Annotated in this window: 21 protein-coding genes; 16 read left to right on the forward strand and 5 right to left on the reverse strand. The window is 58.9% G+C overall.

From position 1 onward, the window contains the following. The first annotated feature begins 116 nt into the window (after positions 1–116). The 3 genes from ETC00_RS10625 (at position 117) to ETC00_RS10635 (ending at position 3,783) form a co-directional block, all read left to right on the forward strand. Positions 117–857, forward strand: coding sequence for a GTP pyrophosphokinase (locus ETC00_RS10625; RefSeq protein WP_171565998.1), 741 nt, complete (start codon positions 117–119; stop codon positions 855–857). After that, positions 844–2,280 (forward strand): dipeptidase PepV, encoded by a 1,437-nt coding sequence (gene pepV / locus ETC00_RS10630; protein ID WP_171565999.1) that lies wholly within the window; start codon positions 844–846, stop codon positions 2,278–2,280. The genes ETC00_RS10625 and pepV overlap by 14 nt, the downstream gene beginning before the upstream one ends. 102 nt (positions 2,281–2,382) lie before the next feature. Continuing rightward, the gene (locus ETC00_RS10635; protein ID WP_171566000.1) at positions 2,383–3,783 is read left to right on the forward strand and encodes a DEAD/DEAH box helicase; all 1,401 of its coding nucleotides are present in this window, start codon (positions 2,383–2,385) and stop codon (positions 3,781–3,783) included. A 205-nt stretch (positions 3,784–3,988) separates the two neighbouring features. Here ETC00_RS10635 and ETC00_RS10640 read toward each other — a convergent pair whose 3' ends face one another. Further along, on the reverse strand, positions 3,989–5,395 hold the full coding sequence (locus ETC00_RS10640; RefSeq protein WP_171566002.1) for an RsmB/NOP family class I SAM-dependent RNA methyltransferase: 1,407 nt from the start codon (positions 5,393–5,395) through the stop codon (positions 3,989–3,991). 90 nt (positions 5,396–5,485) lie between these two features. Between ETC00_RS10640 and ETC00_RS10645 the strand changes: the two genes are divergently transcribed. Both ETC00_RS10645 and ETC00_RS10650 read left to right on the forward strand, forming a co-directional pair. Further along, entirely contained in the window at positions 5,486–6,250 is a 765-nt protein-coding gene (locus ETC00_RS10645; protein WP_171566003.1) for a hypothetical protein, read from the forward strand. A 337-nt stretch (positions 6,251–6,587) separates the two neighbouring features. Next, positions 6,588–8,012: a hypothetical protein gene (locus ETC00_RS10650; protein WP_171566005.1), complete on the forward strand. Its 1,425-nt coding sequence runs from the start codon at positions 6,588–6,590 to the stop codon at positions 8,010–8,012. A gap of 42 nt (positions 8,013–8,054) precedes the next feature. Here the strand turns inward: ETC00_RS10650 and ETC00_RS10655 are convergent, their stop codons facing one another. After that, positions 8,055–8,744 carry a class I SAM-dependent methyltransferase gene (locus tag ETC00_RS10655; protein WP_171566006.1) on the reverse strand — a complete coding sequence of 230 codons (690 nt, stop codon included), beginning with the start codon at positions 8,742–8,744 and terminating at the stop codon, positions 8,055–8,057. Positions 8,745–9,012: 268 nt separating this feature from the next. On the opposite strand from ETC00_RS10655, the gene hppD reads away from it, so the two are divergent. From hppD to ETC00_RS10685, 6 genes are all read left to right on the forward strand, one after another. Continuing rightward, complete coding sequence (hppD, locus tag ETC00_RS10660) at positions 9,013–10,104, forward strand: 4-hydroxyphenylpyruvate dioxygenase (protein ID WP_171566007.1); 1,092 nt, start codon at positions 9,013–9,015, stop codon at positions 10,102–10,104. 480 nt (positions 10,105–10,584) lie between these two features. Beyond that, a complete protein-coding gene (locus ETC00_RS10665; protein ID WP_171566009.1) occupies positions 10,585–12,303 on the forward strand; it encodes a sensor histidine kinase in 1,719 nt (572 codons plus the stop codon). After that, positions 12,278–13,060: a LytR/AlgR family response regulator transcription factor gene (locus ETC00_RS10670; protein WP_171566010.1), complete on the forward strand. Its 783-nt coding sequence runs from the start codon at positions 12,278–12,280 to the stop codon at positions 13,058–13,060. Before ETC00_RS10665 ends, ETC00_RS10670 begins: the two co-directional genes overlap by 26 nt. A 148-nt stretch (positions 13,061–13,208) precedes the next feature. Then, entirely contained in the window at positions 13,209–15,302 is a 2,094-nt protein-coding gene (locus ETC00_RS10675; protein ID WP_171566011.1) for a carbon starvation CstA family protein, read from the forward strand. Next, the gene (locus tag ETC00_RS10680; RefSeq protein ID WP_171566012.1) at positions 15,299–15,511 is read left to right on the forward strand and encodes a CstA-like transporter-associated (seleno)protein; all 213 of its coding nucleotides are present in this window, start codon (positions 15,299–15,301) and stop codon (positions 15,509–15,511) included. The genes ETC00_RS10675 and ETC00_RS10680 overlap by 4 nt, the downstream gene beginning before the upstream one ends. Positions 15,512–15,689: 178 nt before the next feature. Next, positions 15,690–16,520: an inositol monophosphatase family protein gene (locus ETC00_RS10685; protein ID WP_171566014.1), complete on the forward strand. Its 831-nt coding sequence runs from the start codon at positions 15,690–15,692 to the stop codon at positions 16,518–16,520. A 46-nt stretch (positions 16,521–16,566) separates the two neighbouring features. On the opposite strand, the gene ETC00_RS10690 is transcribed toward ETC00_RS10685, so the two are convergent. Both ETC00_RS10690 and ETC00_RS10695 read right to left on the reverse strand, forming a co-directional pair. Continuing rightward, positions 16,567–18,522 (reverse strand): glycoside hydrolase family 15 protein, encoded by a 1,956-nt coding sequence (locus ETC00_RS10690; RefSeq protein ID WP_253264282.1) that lies wholly within the window; start codon positions 18,520–18,522, stop codon positions 16,567–16,569. A 34-nt stretch (positions 18,523–18,556) separates the two neighbouring features. Then, on the reverse strand, positions 18,557–19,576 hold the full coding sequence (locus ETC00_RS10695) for a LacI family DNA-binding transcriptional regulator (protein ID WP_171566015.1): 1,020 nt from the start codon (positions 19,574–19,576) through the stop codon (positions 18,557–18,559). Positions 19,577–20,031: 455 nt separating this feature from the next. On the opposite strand from ETC00_RS10695, the gene ETC00_RS10700 reads away from it, so the two are divergent. The 4 genes from ETC00_RS10700 to ETC00_RS10715 all read left to right on the forward strand — a co-directional run bounded on the left by ETC00_RS10700 (position 20,032) and on the right by ETC00_RS10715 (position 24,277). Then, positions 20,032–21,309: an extracellular solute-binding protein gene (locus tag ETC00_RS10700; protein ID WP_171566016.1), complete on the forward strand. Its 1,278-nt coding sequence runs from the start codon at positions 20,032–20,034 to the stop codon at positions 21,307–21,309. Between the two features lie 104 nt (positions 21,310–21,413). After that, a complete protein-coding gene (locus tag ETC00_RS10705; protein ID WP_230077300.1) occupies positions 21,414–22,334 on the forward strand; it encodes a carbohydrate ABC transporter permease in 921 nt (306 codons plus the stop codon). 1 nt (position 22,335) lies between these two features. Next, complete coding sequence (locus tag ETC00_RS10710) at positions 22,336–23,163, forward strand: carbohydrate ABC transporter permease (protein WP_171566018.1); 828 nt, start codon at positions 22,336–22,338, stop codon at positions 23,161–23,163. 19 nt (positions 23,164–23,182) lie between these two features. Further along, complete coding sequence (locus tag ETC00_RS10715; RefSeq protein ID WP_171566019.1) at positions 23,183–24,277, forward strand: glycoside hydrolase family 15 protein; 1,095 nt, start codon at positions 23,183–23,185, stop codon at positions 24,275–24,277. A 54-nt stretch (positions 24,278–24,331) separates the two neighbouring features. Here ETC00_RS10715 and ETC00_RS10720 read toward each other — a convergent pair whose 3' ends face one another. Continuing rightward, entirely contained in the window at positions 24,332–24,697 is a 366-nt protein-coding gene (locus ETC00_RS10720) for a hypothetical protein (RefSeq protein WP_171566021.1), read from the reverse strand. A gap of 209 nt (positions 24,698–24,906) precedes the next feature. On the opposite strand from ETC00_RS10720, the gene ETC00_RS10725 reads away from it, so the two are divergent. After that, on the forward strand, positions 24,907–26,280 hold the full coding sequence (locus tag ETC00_RS10725; protein ID WP_171566022.1) for a peptide MFS transporter: 1,374 nt from the start codon (positions 24,907–24,909) through the stop codon (positions 26,278–26,280). Positions 26,281–26,557 lie beyond the last annotated feature (277 nt).

The raw sequence follows: 26,557 nt of genomic DNA on the forward strand, positions 1-26,557 counted from the left end.
TGCGATCCCTGTAAAAAAGACCCGGGAGGCGGGTCTTCTTTCTTTTTATGGGAGGATATCTCATCCAAAATGTTGAATCATAAGGACGATGGAGTTTCGGGCCGGAGGGGACCAGTGTGCACAAACTAGATTGGGAACTATATCTGCTACCGTTCGAACAAGCCGTGGAAGAAATCAAGGTCAAGCTGAAAAACATCCGCAACGAGCTGCGTAAGCGCAAGGAACACTCCCCCATCGAGTTCGTCACGGGACGAGTCAAGTCCATCCCGAGCATTTACAGCAAGGCGAACCGCCTGCAGTTTCCCATCGACGAGAACATCTGCTGGGAGCTCAGGGACATCGCGGGAATCCGGATCATCTGCCAGTTTATCGATGACATTCCGGCCGTCGTGGAAATGATACGACAGCGCAATGACATGCGCGTTTACCTGGAGAAAGACTACGTTTCCAAACCCAAGGAAAGCGGGTACAGAGGGTACCACCTGGCTGTGGAATACCCGTTGATGACGGCGCGCGGACAGGTCACCATCCCGGTGGAAATCCAGGTCCGCACGCTGGGCATGAACTTTTGGGCGACCATAGAACACTCTCTCAACTACAAATACGAAGGAATTATCCCGTCCGCCATCCGGCAGCGCCTGATCGAGGCGGCCAAAGCGTCCTACAAGCTGGACAGCGAAATGAACAACATCCGCGAAGAAATCAAGGAAGCGCAGGTGGAGTTCACCGCGCAGGAGGTGCCGATGGAGTCGCTTATTTCGCTGGTGGAGCTGGATTTGGATCTGGATGCGGCACAGGCGGCAAAAGACGACAGTACGACGACGGAAGGGACGAAATCAAACGATGACAAGCGTTGATTGGCAACAAGAGGCGGCAAAGCGAAAAGACGAACTGCTTGCCGCCGTGCGGGAGTTTCTGCAAATCAAAAGCGTGCTCGATCCGGCGACTGCCCGGGACGGCGCGCCGTTTGGAGAAGGCATCCGCCAAGCGCTTGACTACGTGCTTACGGTGTGCAAAGAGGCTGGCATGACAGTCAAGGATGTCGGGGGATACGCTGCCCATGCGGAGTTTGGCGAGGGTGAGGAGCTGATCGGCATCCTCAGTCACGTCGACGTTGTGCCGGAAGGGGACGGTTGGAGCTCGCCGCCGTATGCGGCCGAAATCGTGGACGGCAAAATCGTGGCTCGCGGCGCAATTGACGACAAGGGGCCGACCATGGCCGCCATCTTTGCCGCCAAAATTGTCAAGGAACTGGGGCTGCCGCTGTCCAAACGGGTGCGGCTCATCTTTGGCACGGACGAGGAGTCCAACTGGCGGTGTGTGAGAACCTATTTCCAAACCGAAGAAATGCCGACGATGGGCTTTTCGCCGGACGCTGACTTTCCACTGATCTACGCGGAAAAAGGACTGACCGACCTGATGCTGACGCAGACTGCGGCTGCGTATGCGGCGCAGCAGATTACGCCTGTTGACCGGCCTGACGCCAGACTGCTGACGCTGTCTGCAGGCCTGCGCATGAACATGGTGCCGGACAAGGCGGAGGCCGTGCTCGAGCCGCTCTCCATGACCGGCCAGGAACTGGCCGAGCGCTTTGGCGCGTATGTGCGGGAGATGGGGCTGAGCGGAGCGGCGGACGTGCGCGGCGGTCAGGTGCATGTGCAGATGGAGGGCGTTTCCGTTCACGCCATGAATCCGAGTTTGGGCGTAAACGCGGGTACGGAACTGCTGCACTTTTTGGCCGGGCTGACACTGGACGAACGGGGCCGGCAGTTCGCCCGCTTTGCGGATCGTTATTTCCATCGGCAGCACGACGGAAAGGCAATCGGCATCGCTTGCGACGACAAGGAAATGGGACCGCTCACCCTCAACACCGGCATCATTCGCTATGAGGCGGACGGGGATGCCGTGTTTGGCGTCAATATTCGCTATCCGCATTCCCAGCCGTTTGAGCGGTGGAAGGCGATTCTGGAACAGCGGCTGGCGGAAGCGGCATTTTCGTTGGCAGTGGTGGAGCACCTGGAGCCCCATCGGGTTGACCCGCAGCACCCGCTGATCACCACGCTGCAGCGGGTGTACACGGAGCAGACCGGACAGGAGGCCGAGATCATCGCCATCGGCGGAGCCACGTACGGCCGTTCGCTGAACGTGGGGGTGGCGTTTGGACCGCTGTTTCCAGGTCGGCCGGACAGCGCTCACCAGCGGGACGAGCACATTTTGGTGGACGATCTGATCAAGGCGACAGCGATCTACGCCCAGGCCATTTACGAACTGGCGAAATGATTGTGCAGGCGGCGCGTTGCGGAATTTCTGCAGCCGGCTGCCTTTTGTTGTTTTTTTGGCAAGACTGTCATACTATTAAAGGATGTGAAAGGAAGTGACACCATGGCGAAATCGTTTGCGATGTTTGGCTTTCGACCGGAGTTGATGCAGGGCATTCACGACCTGTTTTATAAAGAGCCGACGCCGATTCAGGCGGAGGCGATCCCGCTGATTCTCGAAGGGAAGGACGTGATCGGCCAGGCGCAAACGGGGACGGGCAAGACCGCCGCGTTTGTGCTGCCGATCCTGGAGCGGCTGCAGCCGGGCAAACGGGACATTCAGGCACTGATCCTGACGCCCACCCGTGAGCTGTCGATCCAGATCGCCGAAGAAGTGGAGAAGCTGGGCAAATACCTGAACGTCAACGTACTCTCTTTGCACGGCGGGACGGATATTGAACGGCAGTTGAGCAAGCTCAAGCATGTTGTCCACATCGTCGTCGGCACCCCGGGAAGGGTGCTGGACCACATGAGGCGGGGCTCGCTTCACTTCGGCCGCATTTCCACGCTGGTGTTGGACGAGGCTGACAAGATGATGGAGATGGGCTTTCTTGAGGAGGTCCATGAGATTATCGAGGGGACGCCGCAGCACCGGCAAACGCTTCTGTTCTCCGCCACCATGCCGGATTCGGTGAAAAAGCTGGCTCAGTACTACATGAAGCAGCCGCCCCACATCCGAATCGAGGCCAAGCAGAAGACGGTGGAGAGCATTGAACAAATCTACTACGTGGTCAATCAGAGCGACAAGATGGATGCGCTGGTGGACCTGTTGGAAAATGAGAATCCGTATCTCTGCATCATCTTTGCCAACACCCAGGCGCGCGTCCAGCAGTTGACGGCCCGCCTGCAGGAAAACGGCTTTTCGGCGGAAGCGCTGTACGGCGACCTGTCGCAAAACAAGCGGGAACAGCTGATGAAGCAGTTCCGCGACATCAAGTTTCAGTACCTGGTGGCAACCGACATCGCTGCCCGCGGTCTGGACGTCGAAGGGGTGACACACGTCGTCAACTACGATGTTCCCAATGACGTGGAGAGCTACATCCACCGCGTCGGCCGCACCGGACGGGCGGGGCAGAAGGGAATCGCCATCTCTCTTGTCTCTCCCCGCCAAAAAAGCATCATGACCCGCTTCGCCAAGGCGACCAAGGCGCCGATTGAGGAAAAACTGCTGGTGGTAGGCCGCCATCTGGACGCCGGCCGCCGCAAGCGGGCAGAGGAGCGGGAAGCGTACTTTGCCCAACTGCGCGAGCAAAAGGCCAAAGAACAGTTGAAGGAAAAGGAAAAGCAGTACGCCCCCATCCGCGAGGCGCTGAAAAAGAAGATCAAGGTGAAGCCGGGCTACAAGAAAAAGCTGGAACGGGAACTGGAATCACTCAAGACCTTGTACGAGAAAAACCGCCGTCGCCAAGAGGCAATGGCGGCCCGCAAAGCGGCAAAGGGCAAAAAACCGCGCGGCAGGGGCTAACATGGGGCGGCAAACCGCCACGCGAAAGGCAGTCCATGTGGTATGGGCTGCTTTTTTGCATGGCCGGCAAACAGACAACGACGAGGCCGTCCAGGCGTAAAAAAGCGGAAAAAACGCAGCAGCCCACCGCGTGAGTGCCTGCTCTCCTGCGGTGGGCCGTTTTCGTTTTGCGGGCCGCGTAGGCTTCCCGACGGGTACTATATGATCACAGCCAGCGCAGCCCTTTGGGATAATGGTTTTTCAACTGGCCGTCCGCCTGCTTGCCCCAGCCGAGCGGAAATCCGTCCACGGTGACCAGCGTCCAGCCGTTTTCGCCGTCACGTGCCAACGCCTCTCCCTTCAAGTAGCGCACGAGCTCGGGGTCATCTGCCGCAAATGCAGCTGTGCGTGCGGCGGCGGCTTGGGGGACGGCCAGCGCCAGGGCGTGGGCAGGTTCCAGCCGGTTCTTTTTCACGGTGCCGAGGTGAAGGCCAGCCCGCACCACTTTCAGACCGTCCAGATCAAGGTCAGGCGCGGGGGTGACATACAACTGGTCGCCAAACAGCAGGAAGGCCGCGTCGTCGATAAATTGTTCCGCGATACCGGGCAGGGACTGGGCCGCAAACGTGCGCCACGCCCCGATCGCTTCCTTCCGTCCGGCTGCCGCCGTTTTCCCGCGCTTCTCCCTGCGCCGTCTGGAAGGGGCGTTCCCTTCGTCGTCCGCCTGCTTGCACAGTTTGGCCAGGTAGTGGCCTTCCCCGTCGAGGCGGTGCGGCCAGAGCCGCGCTGAATGCGTGAGTTCCGGCAGCGGCGGCTCGGCCCACTCGGGGACGCCGGGCGCGAACCACTCGGGATGGGGCAGGGGAGTCAGGGCAAACTCCGGATGGCGAGCGAGGAAGGACGCAATCGACTGTTCGTTTTCCAGCGGCGCAAAGGTGCACGTGGAGTAGACCAGTGTCCCACCCGGTTTCAACATGGCCGCCGCGGCGTCCAGTATCTCCTGCTGGATGCGGTGACACTCCGCCACCTTTTCCGGCGACCAGTCGTCAATCGCTTCCGGCAGTTTGCGGAACATTCCTTCGCCGGAGCAGGGAGCGTCCACCAGGATGCGGTCAAAGAAGCGGGGAAACCGCTCGGCCAACCGTTCCGGCGTCTCGTTGGTGACGATGGCGTTGGCGATGCCGAGCCGCTCCACGTTTTCCGAGAGCGCCTTGGCCCGTACGGGATGAATTTCATTGGCGATCAAAAGCCCCTGACCGCGCAGTGCGGCGGCAAGTTGGGTCGTTTTTCCGCCCGGTGCGGCGCACAGGTCGAGCACGGTCTCGCCCGGCTGCACCTGCAGCGCTTCGGCCGGCGACATGGCGCTGGGCTCCTGCAGATAGTACAGGCCGGCAGCGTGGTACGGGTGTTTGCCGGGGCGTTCCCCTTCGGCATAGCGAAAGCCCTCCGGACACCAGGGAACTGGTTCGAGGGCAAACGGGGAGAGCTGAACAAAGCGCTCCCTGTCGATTTTCAGCGGATTGATCCGCAGCCCCTGGCTGGGCGGCCGGTCAAAACCGGCGGCAAAAGCGGCGTACTCGTCTTTCAACAATGTTTTCATCCGCTCGACAAAAGCGGTGGGCAGTGATCTCATGGTCAGCCTCCGATGTCAGATTTCGACGGGCCCCGAGAGGAATAAGGGAGAATCGTGGCGAATCATAAACAGGATGTGAGGTGAGAACAATTGAGAGAATCCCGCGCAGAACGGCACCGCTCGCGCCGTCGCAACGACTCGGAAGTGAGCCGGTTCTGGATCATGGGCCTGCTCTTCTCACTGCTGGTGCTCGCCTTTGAGTTTCTGATCGAAATTCCCGCCAATGCAGCCTGGCTGCAGGATATGGAGATGGCGCTGTTCAGCGCCAGTTTTACGCTGCTCGCCTTTTACCTGCTGGGCCTGACGTTCGTCTTTTCCCGCCAGCAGGAAGCGGGCAAGGTGAATCATCAGGTGATCATTTACGCGTGGCTGGGAGCGATTTTGTTTCATCTGTTCCTGCTGATCAGCAACATGACCAACCAACACGTCTACAAAGCGGGGATCATTTTATTTTTGGGGCCTTTATTTTTAACTGTGTACCATTTTATCACGTACTTGTCCGCTTTGCGCGCGGCTCGTCGGGAGGAGGAACTGGCCACTGCGACTTCCCGCGAACGGGCGGCATACCAGATCATTCTGGAGGGGACCAAGGTGCACGGGGAGATCACCCGCCTAAAGTCCGCCTATCCTGAGGTGGAGCAGATGCTGAGGGCAAACGACTTCGCCGAAAAGATGGAGCGCTGCGTTCTGGAGATGCAGCAGTATTTGCAGGCCAAAACGATTACCCGCAAGGACGTGGAGCTGCTGGAAAGCCACTACTACTACCTGGAAAACCTGCTCGTCCTGGCCAAACAGCATCCCGGTGTGATGGAGTCCCGCGTGTTTGCGCACCGCGACGACGCTCATACGCTGTAGCGGCCAAAAGCAACAAATGTGAGAAACCAGCATAGAGAGCAAACGAGCACGCGCTCTTCCATACAGGAAGAGCGTTTTTTCGCATGGGTTGTCGCTTGGCAAACGGCGTCATTGTTTTGCGCAGCACTGCTGTCTGCTTGGTTGAACCGTCCCTTTTTTTAAGGACAATGAAACAGGGAAGCGATGTGCTGCGTCATACAGAGGAGTGCGTGATCCCGTGGAGTGCGGCTGTTCCAGCGCGTGTATCAAAGGCCAGATGCACTTGTCTCAGCTGCCGTCCAGCGGTGATTGAAGTATGAAAACAGGTGACATGGACTGCTGGCGAAAGGAGGATTCTATGACCAGGTCCCGTATGTTGTTCGCGATCGTGTTGGCGACCTTTCTGTTCACCTTCCTGCTTCCCCCTGATGTCTCCACTCCTCAGACGGGGACTCCAGCGGTGACGGAGGCGAATCTGGTCCGGACATGGGGGACGATGCGCGAAAAAACTTACGATTTTCCCAATGGCGACCGCTACTGGGCCAAACGGTTGGAAGCGGGCGCAAACGACCAGCCGTACACGTTTTCCCTGTTCCTGCCGGGGCGGACGGGAACGTTTCGGTATGTCCGGTACGTCGACGACGACCCGCAAAAACCGGTCTGGAACGTCATCAACCTGGAGGAGACGGCCCAACTGCCCAACGCGCCCGGCTTTCTGGAAACGACCGATCGTCACGTCTGGATAGGGGCGCCAATTGTCTACAAGCCGTTGGGCAGGGGAACGATCGAAGCAAAGCAGGAGCATGTGCTGCCGATAGCCGTGCACAAACAGTGGGGCGGTTTTGCGCTGGAGATCAGGATGCCGGTCCAGGCCGGATTGGTCAGCGAGGTGTGGGCGCTGGAATCCAGTCATCCGCTGGTTCCCTGGGACAGGGAGCAGTTCGCCTCCGTTTGGCTGGCGCTTGATTTGCAGCGCAAGGCAAAGTGGCTGTACGACGGGTACTACTATCAATCTCCGAGCACCTATGTTCCCACTTCTCCAGCCGCGTACTGGCGCATCCCTGAAAACTACGTGCTGCGCTCCCTGCTGTTTACCGGGCAAAGCCGGGTGGCTGAGGATATGGCGTACGTCATGCTGGATGCGTCGGTGCAGAACCAGGAGGCGGAGGGGTACTGGAAGACACTGCCTCGTTCGGAATGGCTGTGGCAGGATTACGGCATCCCGGACGGGTATTATGACACCCGGTTCAACACGGGCGCGGCCGAACTGATGATGAAGGGCTGCCAGCAGTACAGGGAGGAACGCTTTTGTCAGTCAGTGAAAAAGTACGCGGCATTTTTCCGCGATTATGCGGCCCGCCACCACTTTGTCGTCGACGGCGTCAATGTCGGGTGGCTGGTAGCCGACTACGCCCACCCCGGCGGTAACAAAAAGACCCACGTATCACTCAATCACCAGTTGGCGGAGATCAACTTCCTGCTGAACTTGTACCTGCAGGAAGGCAATCCGACCGACAGGGAACTGGCGGAGATCATGCTCAACGGCGTCGTCAATCTGGGCGCCAAGTGGGTGGCGCCAAACGGCGATCTCCACTATGCCCGATTCCCCGACGGATCGTTTGGCCGTACCGACTATCCCTATCTGACTTACAACGACCTCAGGGAGACGCAGAGATTGTATCGGGCCGTGTACGGCCGGGATGAGCCGGTGCTCGACCAGCTGATACGCAGCAAGCGGGCGTGGATGAACGCCAACGGAGTGGTCAATCCGTTTCCGGAGTAGGTGAGCAACACAGAGGTGCCACGAGGGCACCTCTGTTTTTTCTTAGCCAGGCACTTTCTCCAGCGCAAACAGGGTCAAGAAACTGAGAGCTTCCCGCAGTTCTGCCGAAAGACGGCCGGCCAGCTCGGCGGGTACGCCCTCCTTGTAGACCGGCTCTTCTTCCAGAAGCCGAAAACCGTTTTCCGCGGCCAACTGCTTGGCTTCCCACGGCATCATCGTGTTCTGGATCGTCTCTTCGCCGTACAGTCGCCGATAGCTGTGGGCCCGCGGGCCGGCCGTGGGGCCGAGTATGCCCAAAAGCAACACGCCGCCGGGGATGAGCAGACGGTGCAGCTCGCGCAGGGCGGTCAGCGGCGATGGCGTAAACTCGGTTACATTGATGCAGAGAATGCCGCCAAAGCTGGCGTCGGCAAACGGCAGAGCCGAGACGTCACCGGTCTGAAACCGGACGGACAAATCCGTTCCGCGCACCCGTTCGTGTGCCAACCGAATCATTTCCTCGGCAATGTCCACGCCTTCCACCCGATAGCCGTTTGCGGCCAGTTTGCAGCTTGCGTAGCCGTCGCCGCAGCCGGCATCCAGTACCGGTCCCGCATCCGGCTGGACATGCCGCATAAACATCGGCAAAACGGTGCGTCGGCTGCCCGTTTCCCACATGGCTGTGCTGCGCGCATGCCAGTCAGCGGCAAATTGATTCCACTGTTTTGCTGCCTCCACGCTCCAGTGACTCATGACTTAACGACAACTCCTTTCACACGCAACGTTACTCCCCTTTGGAATTCGGAAAATTTCCCTACGGTCAAACGCTCTTCTTCTGGCAAATGCTCTTCTTCATTGTATCAAGAGCGGCTGCAATCGCGAACTTTATTGGATGAAAGCGTTTGCGCGTCTGCGCGTTATCCGGTGTTCTTGCGGGAGTAAACGCTTTCCATGTACGCTCAAGATAACGACAAAATCATCTCAATCGCTACAAAATTTTGAAAAATGGAGGGCGAAAGTGATGAGCAGCACCGATTTCTTTCCGATTCAAGACTGGGACTACGTGGAGTTTTACGTCGGCAACGCCAAGCAGGCCATGCACTACCTGACCAAGGCATTCGGGTTTCGGGCCGTCGCGTATGCCGGACTGGAGACGGGTTCGCGCGACAAGGTGTCCTACGTGCTGAAGCAAAACCACATCACCTTTGTCGTGACGGGAGCCCTCACCCCTGACGGACCGATCAGCGAGTTTGTGAAATTGCACGGCGACGGAGTGAAGGACGTGGCGCTGCGCGTCGATGACTGTGAGCAGGCGTTTCGCGAAGCCGTCTCCCGCGGGGCTGTGCCGGTGATGGAGCCGACGGAGTTCCGCGATGAGCACGGCACGATCAAAAAAGCGGTCATCGCCACCTACGGGGACAACGTCCATTCCTTTATCGAGCGAAAACAGTACAGCGGGCCGTTCTTGCCCGGCTACGTCGCCTACGAATCCCCGGTGGAGGCGGAAGGCACCGGCCTGATCGGCATCGACCACATCGTCGGCAACGTGGAAGTAATGGACGAGTGGGTGCAGTACTACCAGAAAGTGATGGGCTTCACCGCCGTGCAAAACTTCAGTGATGAAGACATCTCCACCGAGTACTCCGCGCTGATGTCCAAAGTGATGCAGAACGGCACCGGACGGATCAAGTTTCCCATCAACGAGCCGGCGGAAGGGCGCCGCAAGTCGCAGATTCAGGAATTCCTGGACTTTTACCGGGGACCGGGCGTGCAGCACATCGCCCTGTTGACCAACGATATCATCGACACGGTTTCCAGGCTGCGTGCCAACGGCGTCGACTTCCTCCACGTGCCCGACACGTATTACGAAGAGCTGAAAGACCGGGTCGGGGAAATCGACGAGGATATTGATGCGCTGCGCCGGCTCCACATCCTGGTGGACCGCGACGACGAAGGCTACCTGCTGCAGCTCTTCAGCAAACCGATCGTCGACCGGCCGACGCTGTTTGTGGAAATCATCCAGCGCAAAGGAGCGCGCGGCTTCGGCAACGGCAACTTCAAGGCGCTGTTTGAGGCGCTGGAGCGCGAGCAGGCACGGCGCGGCAACCTGTAAGCCGCATGAACCTGATACCATGCCCCCGAATCTTTCGGGGGCTTCAGTTTGTAGAAAAAGACCGTGGCGACATGTATGATGGTGCCCGCTCGCTCTCTTGACGACCAGCAAAGAAGCGGATCGCGTCCGCTCCAAAACGCGACGCGGGCAGGGGGCAAACATCTGGGTATTTCGAAGAAGTGAGACTTGTGCCCCCTGATTTTCCCCGCGTCTTTCGTTTTTCCGCTGAGCAGGTCGTCAAAGGAGCTCGCCTTGGCCCCATCACTCCATGCCACATCCTTTTTCTCCAACTTCGGTAGATTAATGTGAAGGCCTCCGGCCTGGAACCTTTGGGAAGATCGGTTCATTTGGAACCTCAATACAAAAAAAGCAGTTTGGGGGCTTTCAATATTTTCAGTCTTGCGTGACGATTCTATTGACCGGGCGGCTGCCGCTGGCGATAATGTAAGCAACAGTTTGACCGAAAAAGGAGGGACGCCGATGAACTTGTCCCTGATGGTGACACTGGCGGAGCGGACCGCCGTGCTGGTGGTGGCAACGCTGCTGTTTACCCGCGTCAAGGCGTTTCGTAGTTTGCTCAACCAACGGGCCACTGTTAAGGATAAAGCGGTGATGGTGCTGATCTTTTCCGCCATCTCCATATTTGGAACCTACAACGGCATCTGGTACCAGGACGCGATTGCCAACTCGCGCGTGATCGGCACGGTGGTGGCGGGCCTATTGGCCGGGCCCTGGGTGGGGCTGCTGACCGGTCTGGTGGCCGGCATCCACCGCTACACGCTCGGCGGTTTTACCGATCTCGCCTGCGCGATCTCCACGATTAGCGAAGGGCTGCTGGCCGGTCTTATCTACCAGTTCCGCCGCTCCCGGGAGATTCGCTGGACGATGGCGCTGGCCGTCGGGTTCATCGCCGAATGGATGCAGATGGGCATCATTCTGCTGCTGGCCAGACCGTACGAGGCTGCGTTGGCACTGATCAAGGCGATCAGTGTGCCGATGTCGGTGGTCAATGCGCTGGGCATCGCGATCCTGATCATCATCATCGACCTGGTCAAGACGGAAGAAGACCGGATCGGCGCCCTGCAGGCCCAGCGGACGCTGCAGGTGGCGGACAAGACGCTGTCTTACCTGCGGCAGGGCCTGACCTACGAGTCGGCGAGAAAGGTGGCGGAAGAAATTTTGCGCACGACCCGGGTGGCGGCAGTGGCGATCACCGATACGAAAAAGGTGCTGGCCCACGTCGGTGCGAGTTCGTCGCATCACGTCGTCGGCGAGGAGATTTCGACCAAGGCGACCCGCGAGGTGCTGGCAACCAAAGAGGTGAAGATTGCCCGCACCAAGGAGGAAATAGGCTGCCGCGAGCCCAACTGTTCGCTGCGCTGTGCCATTCTCGTGCCGCTGATGCGGAAGCAAGGGGAAATTGCCGGCGTGCTGAAGCTTTACCAGGACCGCTCCCGCAAGCTGTCGGCGGTCGACCTGGAACTGGTCCGGGGGCTGGGAAACCTGATCTCCACCCAACTGGAGCTGGCCGATCTGGAGAAGCAGGCGCGCCTTTTGGCCGATGCGGAGATCAAGGCCCTGCACGCGCAGATCAACCCGCACTTTTTGTTTAACGCGCTCAACACGATCGTGTCGTTTATCCGCTTTCGCCCGGAGCAGGCGCGGGAGCTTTTGATCCATTTGGGCGAGTACTTCCGCCGCAACTTGCACGACTCCGGCGGCTTTGTGACGCTGGCGGAAGAGTTGGAGCACATCGAGGCCTACCTGGCGATCGAGCGGGCCCGCTTCGGGGAAAAGCTGCGGGTGGAGTACGACATCGAACCGGGTGTGGACCGCTATCTGGTGCCCGGTCTGGTGCTGCAGCCGTTGGTGGAAAACGCCGTCAAGCACGGGCTGCTGCCCAAACGGGAAGGGGGCGTCGTGCGGATCGCTGCCCGCCTCCAGGACCGGCAGACGCTGGAGCTGTCGGTGGCGGACAACGGCGTCGGGATTGAGGGCGACCCGTTCGAGCCGCCGCCGTCAGACGGCAAGCGCCGCCTCTCCGGGATCGGGCTGTCCAACGTCCGCAGCCGGCTGCAGTCGATCTACGGCGAGCCGTACGGCATCGTGATTGAGAGCGAAAAGGGGAAGGGAACGACCTGCGTCATACATCTGCCGATAGGAGTGAAAGCGCATGCTGAAAGCGTTCATCGTGGATGACGAAGCACCAGCCCGCGCCGAACTGCGCTATCTGCTGGAACAATTTCCGGACGTGACGGTGATCGGGGAAGCGGCGAGCGGTGAGGAAGCGATTGAATCCATCACCGGGGCGGAACCGGACGCCGTCTTTCTGGATATCCACCTGCACGATCGTGACGGCGTGGATGTCGGCCAGGAGCTGTACGAGACGATGCAAAAGCCGCCCATCATCATCTTTGCCAGCGCGTACGAAATTCACGCCGTGCGCGCCTTCGAGACGGACGCGGTGGACTACATCGTCAAGCCATTTAGTGAACACCGCCTGGAAAAGACGATCAACCGGGTTCGCCGGCTGCGCCGACAAAACGAAGCGGTTCAAAGCCACGTTCCCCAGCTGGAGGAGCAGTTGAACACCCTGCTGAAGTCCGTTCTGGCCCACCAGCAGCCGCGCCGCATCCCTGTGGAGAAAAACGGCAAGATCATGCTGATCGATCCGAACGACATCGTCTACGCCACGCTGGACAGTCGGTACGCCACCATTTACACCGAAGCGGACCAGTACGCCACTTCGTTCTCCCTGCAAGAATTGGAGAGCAGGCTGTCCCCGCATCAGTTTTTCCGCACCCACCGGGCCTACATCGTCAATCTGGCGAAGACGGCAGAACTGGTGCCCTGGTTCAAGGGAGCCGTCCACCTGGTCATGCAGGACGCGCGCCGGACGGAAGTGCCGGTCAGCCGAAACGTGGTGAAGGAACTGAAAAAGCGGCTGGGGTTCTGATGGAAGTACGTCTCGTTCATGCGCCATAATCGCCGTTCATGTCTTTATTTGTACTGTTCAGACAATTTTCGTTCTGCGTCCTCCCTCTTCCGTGATACGGTATGGTTAGGTTTTATGTATCTACATGATAGGCAAGGGGGAAGGACTGATGAAAAAATGGCTGCTCTCCGTCCTGATCTGGGGCGGGATTGCCGTGTTGGGCGCGGTCGGGTTTGGCTTTTTGGCGCTCTCCCGGGGCGAACAAGTCAACTCGTTCTGGCTGCTGACCGCCGCGTTCTGTACGTATGCCGTCGCGTACCGGTTCTACAGCCGCTTCATCGCGAAAAAAATCATGGGCCTGGACGACAACCGGGCCACGCCGGCGGAAGTGAACAACGACGGCAAGGACTTTGTGCCGACCAACAAGTGGGTGCTGTTTGGCCACCACTTTGCGGCGATTGCCGGTGCTGGTCCGCTCGTCGGACCGACGCTGGCCGCGCAGATGGGCTACCTGCCGGGGACCATCTGGATTATCGTCGGGGTAGTGCTGGGCGGTGCCGTTCAGGACTTTGTCATCCTGTTCGGGTCGATGCGCCGCAACGGCAAGTCGCTCGGCCAGATCGCCAAAGAAGAGATCGGGCCCGTCGGCGGGGCGCTGGCACTGGTGGGCATCCTGGCGATCATGGTCATCCTGATTGCTGTTTTGGCAATGGTCGTTGTAAACGCTCTCGCGGAATCGCCGTGGGCGACGTTTACCATTTTCATGACGCTGCCGATTGCCCTGTTCATGGGCCTGTACATGCGCTACATCCGTCCGGGACGAGTGCTGGAAGGCTCGTTGATCGGTCTGGCGCTCTTGTTCCTGTCGCTGTGGTGGGGGCAGGAGGTGGCCGCTTCGCCCACCTGGGGGCCGGTCTTTACATTTAGCAAGGCGCAGCTGGCCTGGATGATCATCATCTACGGGTTCATCGCCTCCGTCCTGCCGGTCTGGCTGCTGCTGGCGCCGCGCGACTACCTGAGCTCGTTTTTGAAAATCGGCACGATCGCCGTGCTGGCGGTCGGCATCCTGCTGACACTGCCGCCGCTGCAAATGCCGGCGCTGACCAAGTTTATCGACGGTACAGGCCCCGTGTTTGCGGGCAATTTGTTCCCGTTCCTGTTTATCACCATTGCCTGCGGTGCGGTCTCCGGTTTCCACGCGCTGGTGTCATCGGGGACGACGCCGAAGATGATCGCCAAGGAATCGCACGCGCCGCTGATCGGCTACGGCGGGATGCTGATGGAATCGGCCGTCGCCATTATGGCGATGATCGCCGCCTGCGTGCTGACGCCGGGCATGTACTTTGCCATCAACTCGCCGGCTGCCGTGATCGGCGTGGACGTCGAAGCAGCAGCCCAGGTGATCAACAGTTGGGGCTTTACCATTACCCCGGAACAGATTACCGCGATGGCGAACGACATCCAGGAGAACACGATTTTGTCCCGGACGGGCGGTGCGCCGTCGTTGGCGATCGGGATGGCGACCATTTTCTCCGGCATCCTTGGCGGCAAGGCGTTGATGGCCTTCTGGTACCACTTTGCAATCCTGTTTGAAGCCGTTTTCATTCTGACCACGATTGACGCCGGCACCCGCGTCGGCCGCTTCATGGTGCAGGATCTGTTGGGCAACGTGTTTCCGAAAATGAAGCAGGTGGATTGGCTGCCCGGCAACCTGATCGGTTCGGCCCTGATTTCTGCCGGATGGGGGTACTTCCTGCTGCAGGGCGTGATGGACCCGCTGGGCGGCATCTATACGCTGTGGCCGCTGTTCGGCATCGCCAACCAGATGCTGGCCGCAATCGCCTTTGTCGTCGGGACGACGCTCATCTTCAAGATGGGCAAGGCCAAGTACTCCTGGGTCACGCTGGTGCCGATGGCCTGGCTGACAGCTGCGACGCTGACAGCCGGCTGGCAAAAGCTGTTCCACAGCGATCCGAAAATCGGCTTCCTCGCTCATGCCGAAGCGTTCCAGAAAGCGCTTGATGCCGGCACCCTGCCAAGCGGCGTCAAGTCAGTGGAAGCCGCGCAAAAAATGATTTTCAACGACCAGATTGACGCCGTTGTCTGCGCCATCTTCATGGCCATCACCATCGGCATTATTCTGGACGGCCTGCGCCTGTGGATCAACATCTTGCGCGGCAAGCAGTATCCGCTGTACGAGTCGCCGTACGTCCAGTCCAAAGGGGACAATTACTACGACGGGAAAGGAAATCACGTGGCATGAGACGCAAGTGGAGAGCGATTCGCCAATCGCTGCGCAAGGTACGTTCGACGATCAAGACCATTTTTGGCATGCCGGACTACGACCGTTATCTGCAGCATTGGTACGCGACCCACGCCAAACCGGGCTTGTTCCCGATGACGGAGCGGGAGTACTACATGTACGCGCTGCGGGAACGGTATGAAAAAGGCGGAGTATCGCGCTGCTGTTAGCTTCGCGCGGCCGCTGGCATACAAGAGAAATCGGGAGGTCCGTCTGACGGGCCTCCCGCCGCTTTCCGGCTGTCCGGCGGCAGACAGGCGCATCGACAACCGGGACAGACGAAACGGTGTATCCGCAGGCAAAGTATGGTACACTAAAGGCAAAGTCAAGATGTGGGTGGCGATACGTGTGCAAGCATCAACTCTGACGGCGTTGAAAGAGCTGGCCCTTCACTGCGCCCGAGGCGCGGGTCAGCTGAGCCTCGAGCGAATGAAGCAGCCGTTTACCGTCGAATACAAGACGTCCGCCTCCGACCTGGTCACCGCCGTGGACAAGGAAGTGGAAAAACACGTGGTCGAAACGATTTTGCGCCATTTTCCCGACCACGGCATTCTCGGGGAAGAGAGCACGTTTGCTGGCGATCCTCGCCAGTTTGATACGCTGTGGGTGATCGATCCGATTGACGGCACCACCAACTTTGTCCATCAGCAGATCAATTTTTCCGTCTCCATTGCCGTCTACCACAAGGGGGAAGGACTGGTCGGCGTGGTGTACGATCCTTCCCGCGACGAGATGTTTTACGCGGTAAAAGGAGAAGGCGCTTACCTCAACGACAGGCCGCTGCGCCTGGAGCGGCAGGTGAAGCTGGAGGAAGCGCTGCTGTGTACGAGCGTCTTCTGGAACAAGCGGGCGGAGCAGATGGGCATCGACCTGATCGTGAAAAAACTGGCCGGCAAGGTGCGGGGGATGCGCCTCTTGGGCAGCGCGGCACTGGAAATGGCCTACGTGGCCGCGGGAAGGCTGGACGGTTACGTCAGCCTGTCGCTCAACGCGTGGGATTTTGGAGCCGGCAGGATCATCGTGGAGGAAGCGGGCGGACGTGTGACGACGATGACCGGCAGCCCGCTGCCGTTCGACCGGAAAAGCAGCGTGATGGCTTGCAATCCCGCATTTTACGAAGAACTGCAGCATTACCTTACGCTCACGGAAAACGATATGGCGGACAAAGGCGCGACATGACAAAAACCACTGGAACCCCAGTGGTTTTTTTGTATGGTGAAAATATCTACAACTGTCCGTTCTCCATCAGCAGGTGCACGGTCAGCACAAACATCGCGTGAGACCAGGTGAGCGGCACGACCCAAGCGGGTTCGCCGGTCTGCCTGTCGACCTGCTCCGGCAGCAGACCGAGCGGGTTGGCATGGGCAGCGGCCCACTCCAGATGGCGTTTGGCCTCGTCAAACCGGCCCTGGGCGATCCGAAACTGGGCGAGCCACAGGGTGGTGAGAATCCACGGATTGCCGCCGATGTAGCGGTCGTCCTCGTAGCGGCGGATGCCGCCGACGCCGGGGACGGCGCAGGTGCGTTCAATTGCGTCGGCGGTGCGGGCCATGCGCGGATCGGTTGCGTCCAGCAGGCCAAATGGCACGCTGAGACCGAGCAGACTGATGTCGTAGACCGGATCGTGCTGGACGTAATAGGTGACGTATCCCTTCTCGTCCGTCTCTGTGAATGCACAGAGGCCGGACTCGACGGCGCGCTGGTAGGTGGAGCGGTCCACCTGCAGTTTGAGCGCGCGGTAGAACGTTCCCCGCTGTTCGTCATAAGCCCGCGTCAAAATGGCTTCTTTCAGGGCATTGGCGGATTGTTCCCAGCGGTCGGCCAGGTCGGCTTTCCCCAGTTCCCGAGCCATTGCCGCTGCGGCGCTTATGCCGGCGTGCACGGCGGCGGCAGAATACGTGTGCTCCGCATTGCGCTCCTCCCACAGGTCGCGGCTGGGCAGCGGCAGTCCGGTGTCGCGGTCCAGATAGGAGAGCAGAAACGACGTCCCTTTTTCCACGGCCGGCCACACCTCTTCGAGAAAAGCCCGATCCTGTGTCGCCAGATAGTGCTGGTGCATCCCCCAGAGGATGGAACCGCCCTCGTCGATCTGCAGTCCCCAGGAAGGGGCAAGCCGTCCGTCGTGATAATGGCGCTGCTGAAACGAGCCGTCCGGGTCCTGCGCTGTCAGCGTCCAGCGGTAGAACATCCGGGTTAGATTGCTCAGACCGGCCCGGTCAAAGGCGGTCGTGATGTACGCTGCGTCCCGCCCCCAGCAGTAGGCGTAGCCGCCGCAGCGGGTAAAGGTCTCGTCAAACTCCGGCGCGGCGATCACGCAGCCTGTCTGCTCGTCGGCCATCAGCCGGAAGACGAGCAGGGAACGCTCGTAGACGCGGCGAATCCGCTCGTCGCAGCCGGCAGGGAGAGTGGGCTGTGCGTTCAGGAAGTCGTGCCAGTACTGCTCGGTCTGCTCCAGATGCCGCTCAACCGAGACAGCAAATGCCCGGCACATTGCGTTTACAGCCTCGTCCACCCGACTTCCCGCTGTGAGATAGACAGGAATGGCGGCTGTCTCCCCCGGTTCCAGCGACAACGTCCAGCCGAGTGCTCCGTCCGGCGCCATGGCCACTTTGTTGCCCGGCAAATACCCTTGGGACGCGTGTTTCCAGGCGTCGGCGCAGGTGTACTGGGCGCACCCCAGCGGACTGGCCAGCGCAAACGCGTATTGATGACGAAAGTACACCAGGCCGTCGATCCGGGGGTCATAGGTCACGCAGTTGTACAGGCGGTTTTCCCCGATGGTGAGCGAAGCGGCGCAGAAAAAGCGGAGCCGGATCGGTTTGCGGCCTGTGTTGGTCCATTTGTACAGGCGAACCAACAGCGGCTCGCCAGGCACGGCGAAATCGACGGTTTCCCAGCGCAGAGGCAGACGGCGGGCCGTCCCCGCCGTGCGCAGCACGTTGGTCCGCGGCAGGTAAGCCTGCTCCCATTGCCACTCAGCCGGGTCGTCTGTCCAAACGGTCTCCTCGCTTTCCTCCTCCACAAAGACGCCGGCGCGCATCCGCTCCACGTGCTGCGGGAAGTCAACATGCGGCCACCAGAGACGGTACAGCTCTCCGTTGTGGCCCAGAGCGGCCAGCATCGACGCGTTGCCGATGACAGCGTCGTTGAGATACGGTTTTCCAGTGACAGGATTCATCATGTGGATTCTCCTTCCCATGAAGCGTCTTCCCCGGTTACGCATCCGGCTGTCGGGCCGATGAGCCGCGGACGATCAGCCGGTGGGGCAGCACGATCTGTGGCTGTGTGATCGTCTCGCCGGCCAGCTTGCGAATCAGCAGTTGGACGGTCGTGTAGCCGAGATGGTAAATGCCGATATCCACGGTGCTGATCGGCGGATTGCTCAGTTCGGACAGCATGATGTTGTTGAAGCTGACCACCGAGACATCGTCGGGGACGCGCAGTCCCGCTTCGTACAGTTGGCGGATAAACCCGAATGCGATCACGTCGTCGATCACGACGAAAGCGGTCGGCCGTTCCGGCTGGCTCATCATCAGGGACGTGGCGTGGAAGCCTGCCTGAAGCATCTCCGCCGTCATTACCCACTCCTGGCGAAACGGGAGCCCCGCTTCGGCGAGCGCCCGCTTGTAGCCTTCCAGCCGATCCTCCGAGACGACCATGTCCGGCGGCCCGCTGACAAAACCGATATGCACGTGCCCCTGGGCGATCAGGTGGCGGGTGGCGTCAAACGCGGCCTGCACGTTGTTGTTGTTGACACACAATAGATCGTCCCGCTCCAGCGAGCGGCCCAGCAGGACGAAGGGAAAGTCGTGCTCCAGCAACAGATCCACCAGCGGGTCCGCCTTGCGGGGGGCCATCAGGATGATGCCGTCCACGCGGCGGCCGAGGATCATCCGGTTGACCGACTCCAGCTCTTCCGGACGGCTGTTGGCCGATGACATCAGCACGTCGTATCCGGCTGTTTGGGCGCAGGCCAGCATGCCGCGCAGCACCTCGGAAAAAAACGGATTGACAAACTCTTCGACGGAACGGGGCAGAACAAGCCCGATCGTTTGCGTGCTTTTGGAAACGAGGCTTTTGGCCATGATGTTGGGGTGGTAGCCAAGCGCCTCCATGGCCTCCCGGACTTTTCGCACCGTCGCGGGACTGATTTTCGGATGATGGGACAGGACCCGGGACACGGTGGAAGGAGAGACTCCCGCCGCGCGGGCCACATCCTTGATCGTAACGGACATACAATCCTCCCAGTTCTGTGCAAACGTTTGTTTTTCAACATCGTACCGGAAAAGCATCCGCTTGTAAACTGTTAATGCGCAAAAATAGGGAATGAATGAAATTTACAGAAAAAAGGCGCGTGCGAGAAAAATTGGCAGAATTATGGCGGAATTCTAGCATAAAAAGGAAAATCGGACAAATTCGGCTGTTTGCAAGCGTTTTCTCGGCTGGAATGTTTCGTGTAGGATGGTAGTACATGCAAGGCGGTTTTGCCGCGCGTTCCATTTGGGGCAGTTTCTGACACAATTTAGTGCAATCGTTTGCATTGAACTTGTGCGCTGACCGGCAACACTTGCCAAAACAGCTTCAGTTTGCCCCAAGCAGCCGCCCTCTCGACGGGGGCACCGCCAGAATGGGCCGCGGCGACACGTCCGGCAGATTAACCTGTATGTCAGGAAGAAAGAGGGGTACATGGATGAAACGCTTTTTCAGCATTTTTACCGCGATGGCGTTGGCTGGTTCGCTGTTGGCCGGCTGCGGCGGCTCCAGCGAGACAGGCGGTCAGCAGGGAGGGCCGGCGCAGCAAACGAATGGGCCGGTCACGCTTACATTCTGGACGACGATGCGCGAATCAGAGACGGTGGCGCTGAAGGAACTGATCAGCCAGTTTGAACAGGAAAACAAAGAGATCAAGGTAAACCTGGAGCTGATCCCGTTCGGCGAGGCGCAGAATAAGTTTCGCACCGCGGCGCAGGCTGGCAACGGACCGGACGTGATCCGCTCCGAAGTGGCCTGGACGCCGGAGTTTGCCAAAATGGGGCTGCTGGAGCCGCTGGACAGCTACTTTACGGATCAGGACGACTTCCTGGAGGCGCCGCTTTCCTACAGCAAGTGGAACGGACACGTCTGGAGCGTTCCGGAGGTGACCGACGCGCTGGCTCTCTTGTACAACAAGCGGATGCTGAAAGAGGCCGGGTTCAACGAGCCGCCCCGGACGATGGACGAATTTGCCGCAGCCGCCAAGGCGCTGTCCAACGGCAAAGACAGGTGGGGCTTCTACCACCGCCAGACGGAAGCGTACTTCTCGCTGCCGTTTATCTGGGCGTTTGGCGGGGGGCTGATCGACGACAACCTGCAGGTGCTGATCAACACGCCGGGCGCGGTGAAGGGCATCGAGTTTGCCTTGAAACTGCGCGATCAGGATCACGCGTACCCGAAGGATCTGGACGCGGCCAACAGCTACCAGACCATGAATGAAGCCTTTAAAAAAGGGAGCGCGGCGATGATTTTCAACGGCCCCTGGGCGACATCCGACATCCTCGCCGGGGAAGAGTTCCGCGATCCGAACAACCTGGGGATCGCTCCGATTCCGGCCGGACCGGACGGGCATACCGGCTCTCCCGTGGGCGGGCACAGCCTGGCCATCTACGCCGGTTCCAAGTCAAAAGAGGCCGCCTACAAGCTGATCGCTTTCCTCACCAGCAAGGAGAGCCAGGCCAAATTGGCGAGCAAAAACGGCACACTGCCGACGCGTAAATCAGCGTACGAGATGCCGGAGATCAAGGAAAACCGGCTGATCTCCGACTTTAAGGCGGTAATGGAAAGCGCCAAGAACCGGCCGGTCATTCCGGAAGGGGGACAGATTTTCGCCTCGTTCGACCCCGAGATCCAGGCGATCTACAAGGGCGAGAAAAAGCCGCAGGAAGGACTGGACGCGGTTGCCGGCGCGTGGAAAGCGCTGCTGGGACAATAGCGAATGAAAACGAAAACCGTATGAAGGCGCGAGGGAGAATGGCCAATGGGCTTTTCTTCCCTTCGCGCTGTCGAAGGACGTTGTTGGAAAAGGGGGCGTGATGGTTGACAATACGCAGCAACAAGTGGATCGCCTGGCTGTTTCTCACGCCTGTGCTTGTGGTGATGGCGCTATTGGTGTTTTATCCGCTGGTGCAGGGAATCATCTACAGCTTTACTGACATGAACCAGTACAACATGGGCAGTAAATTTGCCCCGCCCAGTTGGACGTTTGTCGGACTGGACAACTACGTCGATTTGTTTGCCTCGTTTTTCAAGCCCGATTCGGTGTTTCGCGACGTGATTGTGCAGACGCTGGTCTGGACGTTTGTCAATGTCTTTTTCCATTTCGTCATCGGGTTGGGGCTGGCGCTTCTGCTGAACCGCAACATCAAAGGACGCGGCATCTACCGCATGCTGCTGATGGTTCCGTGGGCGGTGCCGTCGTTTGTCTCCGCCTTTTCCTGGACGTGGATGTACAACCAAACGTACGGCTTGTTCAACATCATCCTGCAAAAGCTGGGATTCTCACCGATTCCCTGGCTGGGCGACAGTTTTTGGGCGATGGTCTCGGTGATCATGGTCAACGTCTGGGTGGGCGTACCGTTCATGATGATCACGCTGCTGGGCGGTCTGCAAAGCATCCCGCCATCCCTCTACGAAGCGGCCCGCGTGGATGGTGCTTCGCCGTGGAGCCAATTCTGGAACATCACGCTGCCGCTGTTGAGGCCGGTGGCGGCAACGGCGACGGTGCTCGGCGTGATCTGGACGTTTAACATGTTTACGATTATTTTCCTGGTGACGCGCGGCGGTCCGGTCCGCTCCACGGAAATTCTCGTCACCTACGCCTACCGGGAGGCGTTCTTGAATTGGAACTTTGGCATGGCCGCCACCTACGGCGTGGTGATTCTCAGTTTTCTGCTCGCCTTTACGGTGCTGTACCGGCGGCTGATCAAAGCCAACAGCAACGAGGGGGTGTACTACTGAGATGCGCACGTCCAACTGGTGGGTGCACCTGCTCTTGATCGCTGCATCCGCAATTGCCGTCTTTCCTGTGTTGTGGATTCTTTCTACCAGTTTCAAGCCGCGTTCGGAAGTGTTTTCGACCGAGCTGGCCATCGTTCCGCAGACGTTTACCTGGGAGAATTACGTTCACGTGCTGACCCGTGCTGACGGCGTCTTTTTGCAGTGGATGGCCAACAGCTTCCTCGTCGCGTTATTGACTGCGCTCGTGGCGCTGTCATTGTCCGCCACCGCAGCCTACGCCTTGTCTCGCTTCCGTTTTTCCGGCAAACGGGTCATCTCCTTCAGCTTTTTTCTCACCCAGATGTTCCCGGGGGCGCTGTTGATCGTGCCGCTGTACCGGATTGTCAACGCGCTGGGACTGTTGAACAGCTACCTCGGCCTGGTGCTCGCATATGCTACGGTAGCGGTTCCGTTTTGCGTGATGATGCTGAAAAACTTCTTTGACACGATACCCTACGAGTTGGAGGAAGCGGCACGGGTGGACGGCTTGTCCCCATTCGGCACGTTTTATCGGATTGTGCTGCCGCTGTCGCTGCCGGGTATTGCCGTGACCGGCTTTTTCGCCTTCATCACGGCGTGGAACGAATTTTTGATCGCGCTTACCTTCATGTCCGAACAGCGCATGTACACGCTGCCGATCGGTTTGCAGCAGTTTGTCAACCAGTTCAATTCCGACTGGCACTACATGGCGGCCGGGGCGATCATCGTCACGCTGCCTGTGCTGATCGTCTTTTTGCTGGCGCAGCGTTATCTGATTGCCGGCTTGTCCGCCGGCGGGACAAAAGGGTGAGCGACGGGAGGAGAGTGCCGTGACGACGAGGTCGCTGATCGACGACAGCATCGACATCATCCTGCGCCATCAGGCCAGGACGGGCGCCTATCTGGCATCGCCGGCGTTTGTTCATTACCGGTACGCCTGGCTGCGGGACGGGGCGTTTGTCGCCTATGCGCTGGACCGCTTTGGCCGCCATGAGAGTTCCCGCCGTTTTTACACCTGGTGTGATGCCGTTGTAAACAAACACGCCGACAAGGCCAAAGCGGCAATCGCCGCCGTTCGCGCGGGGTGGGCAGGCAGCGCGGAGGAGGCCAACAGACGCTTTTTGCACGCCCGCTTCACCGTTGACGGAGACGAGGTGGAGGGCGAGTGGGGAAGCTTTCAATTGGACGGGTACGGGACGTGGCTCTGGGGGCTGTCGGAGCATGTCTGCCGCAGCGGAGAGCGGAGCCTGATCGAGCAGTTTCGTACCTCTGTCGACCTGACGCTTGATTACCTCGGGGCGTGCTGGCAGCTGACCAACTTTGACTGCTGGGAGGAGCACGGCGACCGCATCCACCTGGCGACACTGGCGGCCGTATACGGCGGTGTGCGGGCGATGGCGGATTATCTGCCGGAGCGGGCAGAGGAGCTGAACAGCTTGGCTGATGCTGTCCGCCGCTTCGTGCTGGAGCGGGGGACGGAGGATGGCGCGTTTGTGAAGTCGCTGGGCGATCCGTCGGCAGATGCCAGTCTGTTGTGGCTGTCCCTGCCGTTCGGGCTGGTGGACGCAGATGACCCGTTGATGGTCCGGACCGTGACGCGGATCGAGCGGGAGCTTCTGGCCGGCTTTGGCGTTCACCGGTACCGGGGTGATACCTATTACGGCGGCGGGCAGTGGCCGCTCTTGTCTGCCTGGCTGGGCTGGTATTACGTACGAAACGGCCGACACGACGAAGCTGCGGCAATCTGCCGCTGGATCGAGTCAACCTGGACGACGGACGGCCTGCCGGAGCAGGTGCAGGAACATCTGCTGGCGCCAGACCACTACCAGCTGTGGGTGGATCGGGCCGGGATGCCGGCGGTGCCGCTTCTCTGGTCGCACGCGATGTATCTGGTGCTGGTGGATGAACTGCAGGCGGCGAGGTAGGAAAAACAGTAAACGCGGGTACCTTAAAGGGGCCCGCGTTTACTTTTTCAGGGGCTAAGTAAACAGGATCAGAAAGACGGCAATAAACAGCGCCAGGACGATTCCGATCATGGTCACGGAGGCAAAGCCGATGAAGAGGGACTTGAGGGGTTCGATGATCCACTCGACGACACAGCGCGCCAGCGGATCTTTTTTGTCCATCTGCCTGTAGGCCATCTGCAGATACGCGACGAGGACGCAAACGGCGGTAAACATCAACGCGTAACGAAAGACCATGTAAAAATAGTCGGGGTAACTCAAAACCGTGCTGACATCGCCCAGCCAGCCGATCCGCTCCTGGCCAATGGGCACGAAAATGACCGTCAAGGCAAAGCCGATCAGAAAACTGTAAATGGCCGTCTTGAGCAGCCGTTTCTCCATGTGCGAAACCTCCACTTTTTTACAGAAAGTATAGCAGGTATATGTTTGTTTGCACATAAGAAATGTTGATGTGATGCGGATTTTGTCTGTTTTAACTAAAATATTTTCATTCATATAATACAAATTCAAATATTTTTAATTTGGGGAGATTCCCAAAAACTGTGATATGATACAAAACGTTAGACGTCAGACATCTAGGAGGGACTTATATGGAGGCAGCTGTGAACACGCGGCAAGGCAAACCAAAACATCCTCCTGGCTTGTACTTGCTGTTTTTCACGGAACTGTGGGAGCGCTTTAGTTACTACGGCATGCGGGCGCTGTTGACCCTGTATCTCACCACCGCGCTTATCAGCGGGGGGCTTGGGTTTGAAAAAGGCGTCGCCATGAGCATCTACGGATTTTTTACCGGCGCGGTTTACTTCACGCCGCTGATCGGCGGATACCTCTCCGACCGATATCTGGGCAGAAGACTGGCCATTACCATCGGCGGGATCACGATGGCGGCCGGCAACTTCGTCCTGTTTGCAGAACACAGTCTGTTGGGTTTGTATCTCGGTCTGGCACTGTTGATTATCGGGAACGGATTTTTCAAGCCGAACATTTCCACATTGGTCGGCGAACTGTATCCGGAAAACGACAACAGACGTGACTCGGCGTTCACCATTTTCTACATGGGGATCAATATCGGGGCCTTCTTCGCACCGCTCGTCTGCGGATATCTGGCGGAAGACCTCTTCAAGACCACGGTAAACGGCGTGGTTCAATACGGCTTCAAATACGGCTTCCTGGCCGCTTCGATCGGCATGATGATCGGTCAGCTCATTTTCAACCTATTGGGTAATCGCTATCTCGGCGACATCGGCAAAAAGCCTGTGGGGAAATCGGAGGATAAGGCCAAGGCTGCTGCGGCCAACGCTCCGCTGACCAAAAAGGAAAAACAGCGCACCGCAGTGATTATTATCATCACCTGTTTTGTGGTCTTCTTCTGGGCCGGCTTTGAACAGGCAGGCAGCTCGCTTACGCTGTACACGGACAAGTTTGTGGACAAGCAGGTGTTTGGCTACGAGGTGCCGACTTCCTGGTTTCAGTCGCTGAACCCGCTGTTCATCGTACTGCTGGCGCCGATCCTGTCCGGTTTGTGGGTGAAGCTGGCGTCCAGCAAACGGGGTGATCTGAAGATCCCGACCAAAATGGGGATCGGCATGATCATGCTCGGCATGGGGTACATGGTGCTGCTCCTGGCGGTTCTGCACACCGGGAGCGACGAAAACCACATTTTGAACAAAGCCAACGTCATGTTCATCGTGATGACGTACTTCCTGCACACGCTGGGGGAACTGTTCCTCTCGCCGGTGGGACTGTCGATGGTGAGCAAGATCGCTCCCGTCAAGCTGGCGTCCCTGCTGATGGGCGTCTGGCTGGCCAGCACGGGCGTAGCCAACATTCTGGCGGGTGAACTGGCTTCTTATACGCAATCGCTCGGTTATCTGGAAGTGTTTGGCTTGATCGGTTTGCTGGCAATCGTGATGGGGCTCTTGCTCCTGCTGGTCTCCCGCAAGCTGGTGCAGATGATGGAATAGCATGGCGTGAGCATAACGCACAAAAAAAACCGCCCGGCTTCAGCGGGGGCTGCGGGCGGAAACATGGAGGACGTTATGTCCTTCGGTAGGGTCTGACATTTCCAATGGTAAGCCACAGATGTTGCGGCAAGATGGAGAAATGATGAAGAATGTGTAAACGTTCCAAAAGCCGCAAGTAAGGCTGCTTCCATGTTACAGCCTGCCGGCTTTCCGGGCCCTGCAACCAAAAAAGGCTCTGTGTTTTGCATAAAACACAGAGCCTTTTTGATTGCTGAAC

This window comes from Brevibacillus sp. MCWH, assembly GCF_013096935.1.
GTDB classification, from domain to species: Bacteria; Bacillota; Bacilli; order Brevibacillales; family Brevibacillaceae; genus Brevibacillus; species Brevibacillus aydinogluensis.

What these genes read in the sequence shown, in the direction of transcription:
- pepV (WP_171565999.1), top strand. Translation starts at nt 844, where the DNA reads ATGACAAGCGTTGATTGGCAACAAGAGGCGGCAAAGCGAAAAGACGAA.
- ETC00_RS10635 (WP_171566000.1), top strand. Translation starts at nt 2,383, where the DNA reads ATGGCGAAATCGTTTGCGATGTTTGGCTTTCGACCGGAGTTGATGCAG.
- ETC00_RS10640 (WP_171566002.1), bottom strand. Translation starts at nt 5,395, where the DNA reads ATGAGATCACTGCCCACCGCTTTTGTCGAGCGGATGAAAACATTGTTG.
- ETC00_RS10650 (WP_171566005.1), top strand. Translation starts at nt 6,588, where the DNA reads ATGACCAGGTCCCGTATGTTGTTCGCGATCGTGTTGGCGACCTTTCTG.
- ETC00_RS10655 (WP_171566006.1), bottom strand. Translation starts at nt 8,744, where the DNA reads ATGAGTCACTGGAGCGTGGAGGCAGCAAAACAGTGGAATCAATTTGCC.
- hppD (WP_171566007.1), top strand. Translation starts at nt 9,013, where the DNA reads ATGAGCAGCACCGATTTCTTTCCGATTCAAGACTGGGACTACGTGGAG.
- ETC00_RS10665 (WP_171566009.1), top strand. Translation starts at nt 10,585, where the DNA reads ATGAACTTGTCCCTGATGGTGACACTGGCGGAGCGGACCGCCGTGCTG.
- ETC00_RS10670 (WP_171566010.1), top strand. Translation starts at nt 12,278, where the DNA reads ATGCTGAAAGCGTTCATCGTGGATGACGAAGCACCAGCCCGCGCCGAA.
- ETC00_RS10675 (WP_171566011.1), top strand. Translation starts at nt 13,209, where the DNA reads ATGAAAAAATGGCTGCTCTCCGTCCTGATCTGGGGCGGGATTGCCGTG.
- ETC00_RS10680 (WP_171566012.1), top strand. Translation starts at nt 15,299, where the DNA reads ATGAGACGCAAGTGGAGAGCGATTCGCCAATCGCTGCGCAAGGTACGT.
- ETC00_RS10690 (WP_253264282.1), bottom strand. Translation starts at nt 18,522, where the DNA reads ATGATGAATCCTGTCACTGGAAAACCGTATCTCAACGACGCTGTCATC.
- ETC00_RS10695 (WP_171566015.1), bottom strand. Translation starts at nt 19,576, where the DNA reads ATGTCCGTTACGATCAAGGATGTGGCCCGCGCGGCGGGAGTCTCTCCT.
- ETC00_RS10700 (WP_171566016.1), top strand. Translation starts at nt 20,032, where the DNA reads ATGAAACGCTTTTTCAGCATTTTTACCGCGATGGCGTTGGCTGGTTCG.
- ETC00_RS10710 (WP_171566018.1), top strand. Translation starts at nt 22,336, where the DNA reads ATGCGCACGTCCAACTGGTGGGTGCACCTGCTCTTGATCGCTGCATCC.
- ETC00_RS10720 (WP_171566021.1), bottom strand. Translation starts at nt 24,697, where the DNA reads ATGGAGAAACGGCTGCTCAAGACGGCCATTTACAGTTTTCTGATCGGC.
- ETC00_RS10725 (WP_171566022.1), top strand. Translation starts at nt 24,907, where the DNA reads ATGGAGGCAGCTGTGAACACGCGGCAAGGCAAACCAAAACATCCTCCT.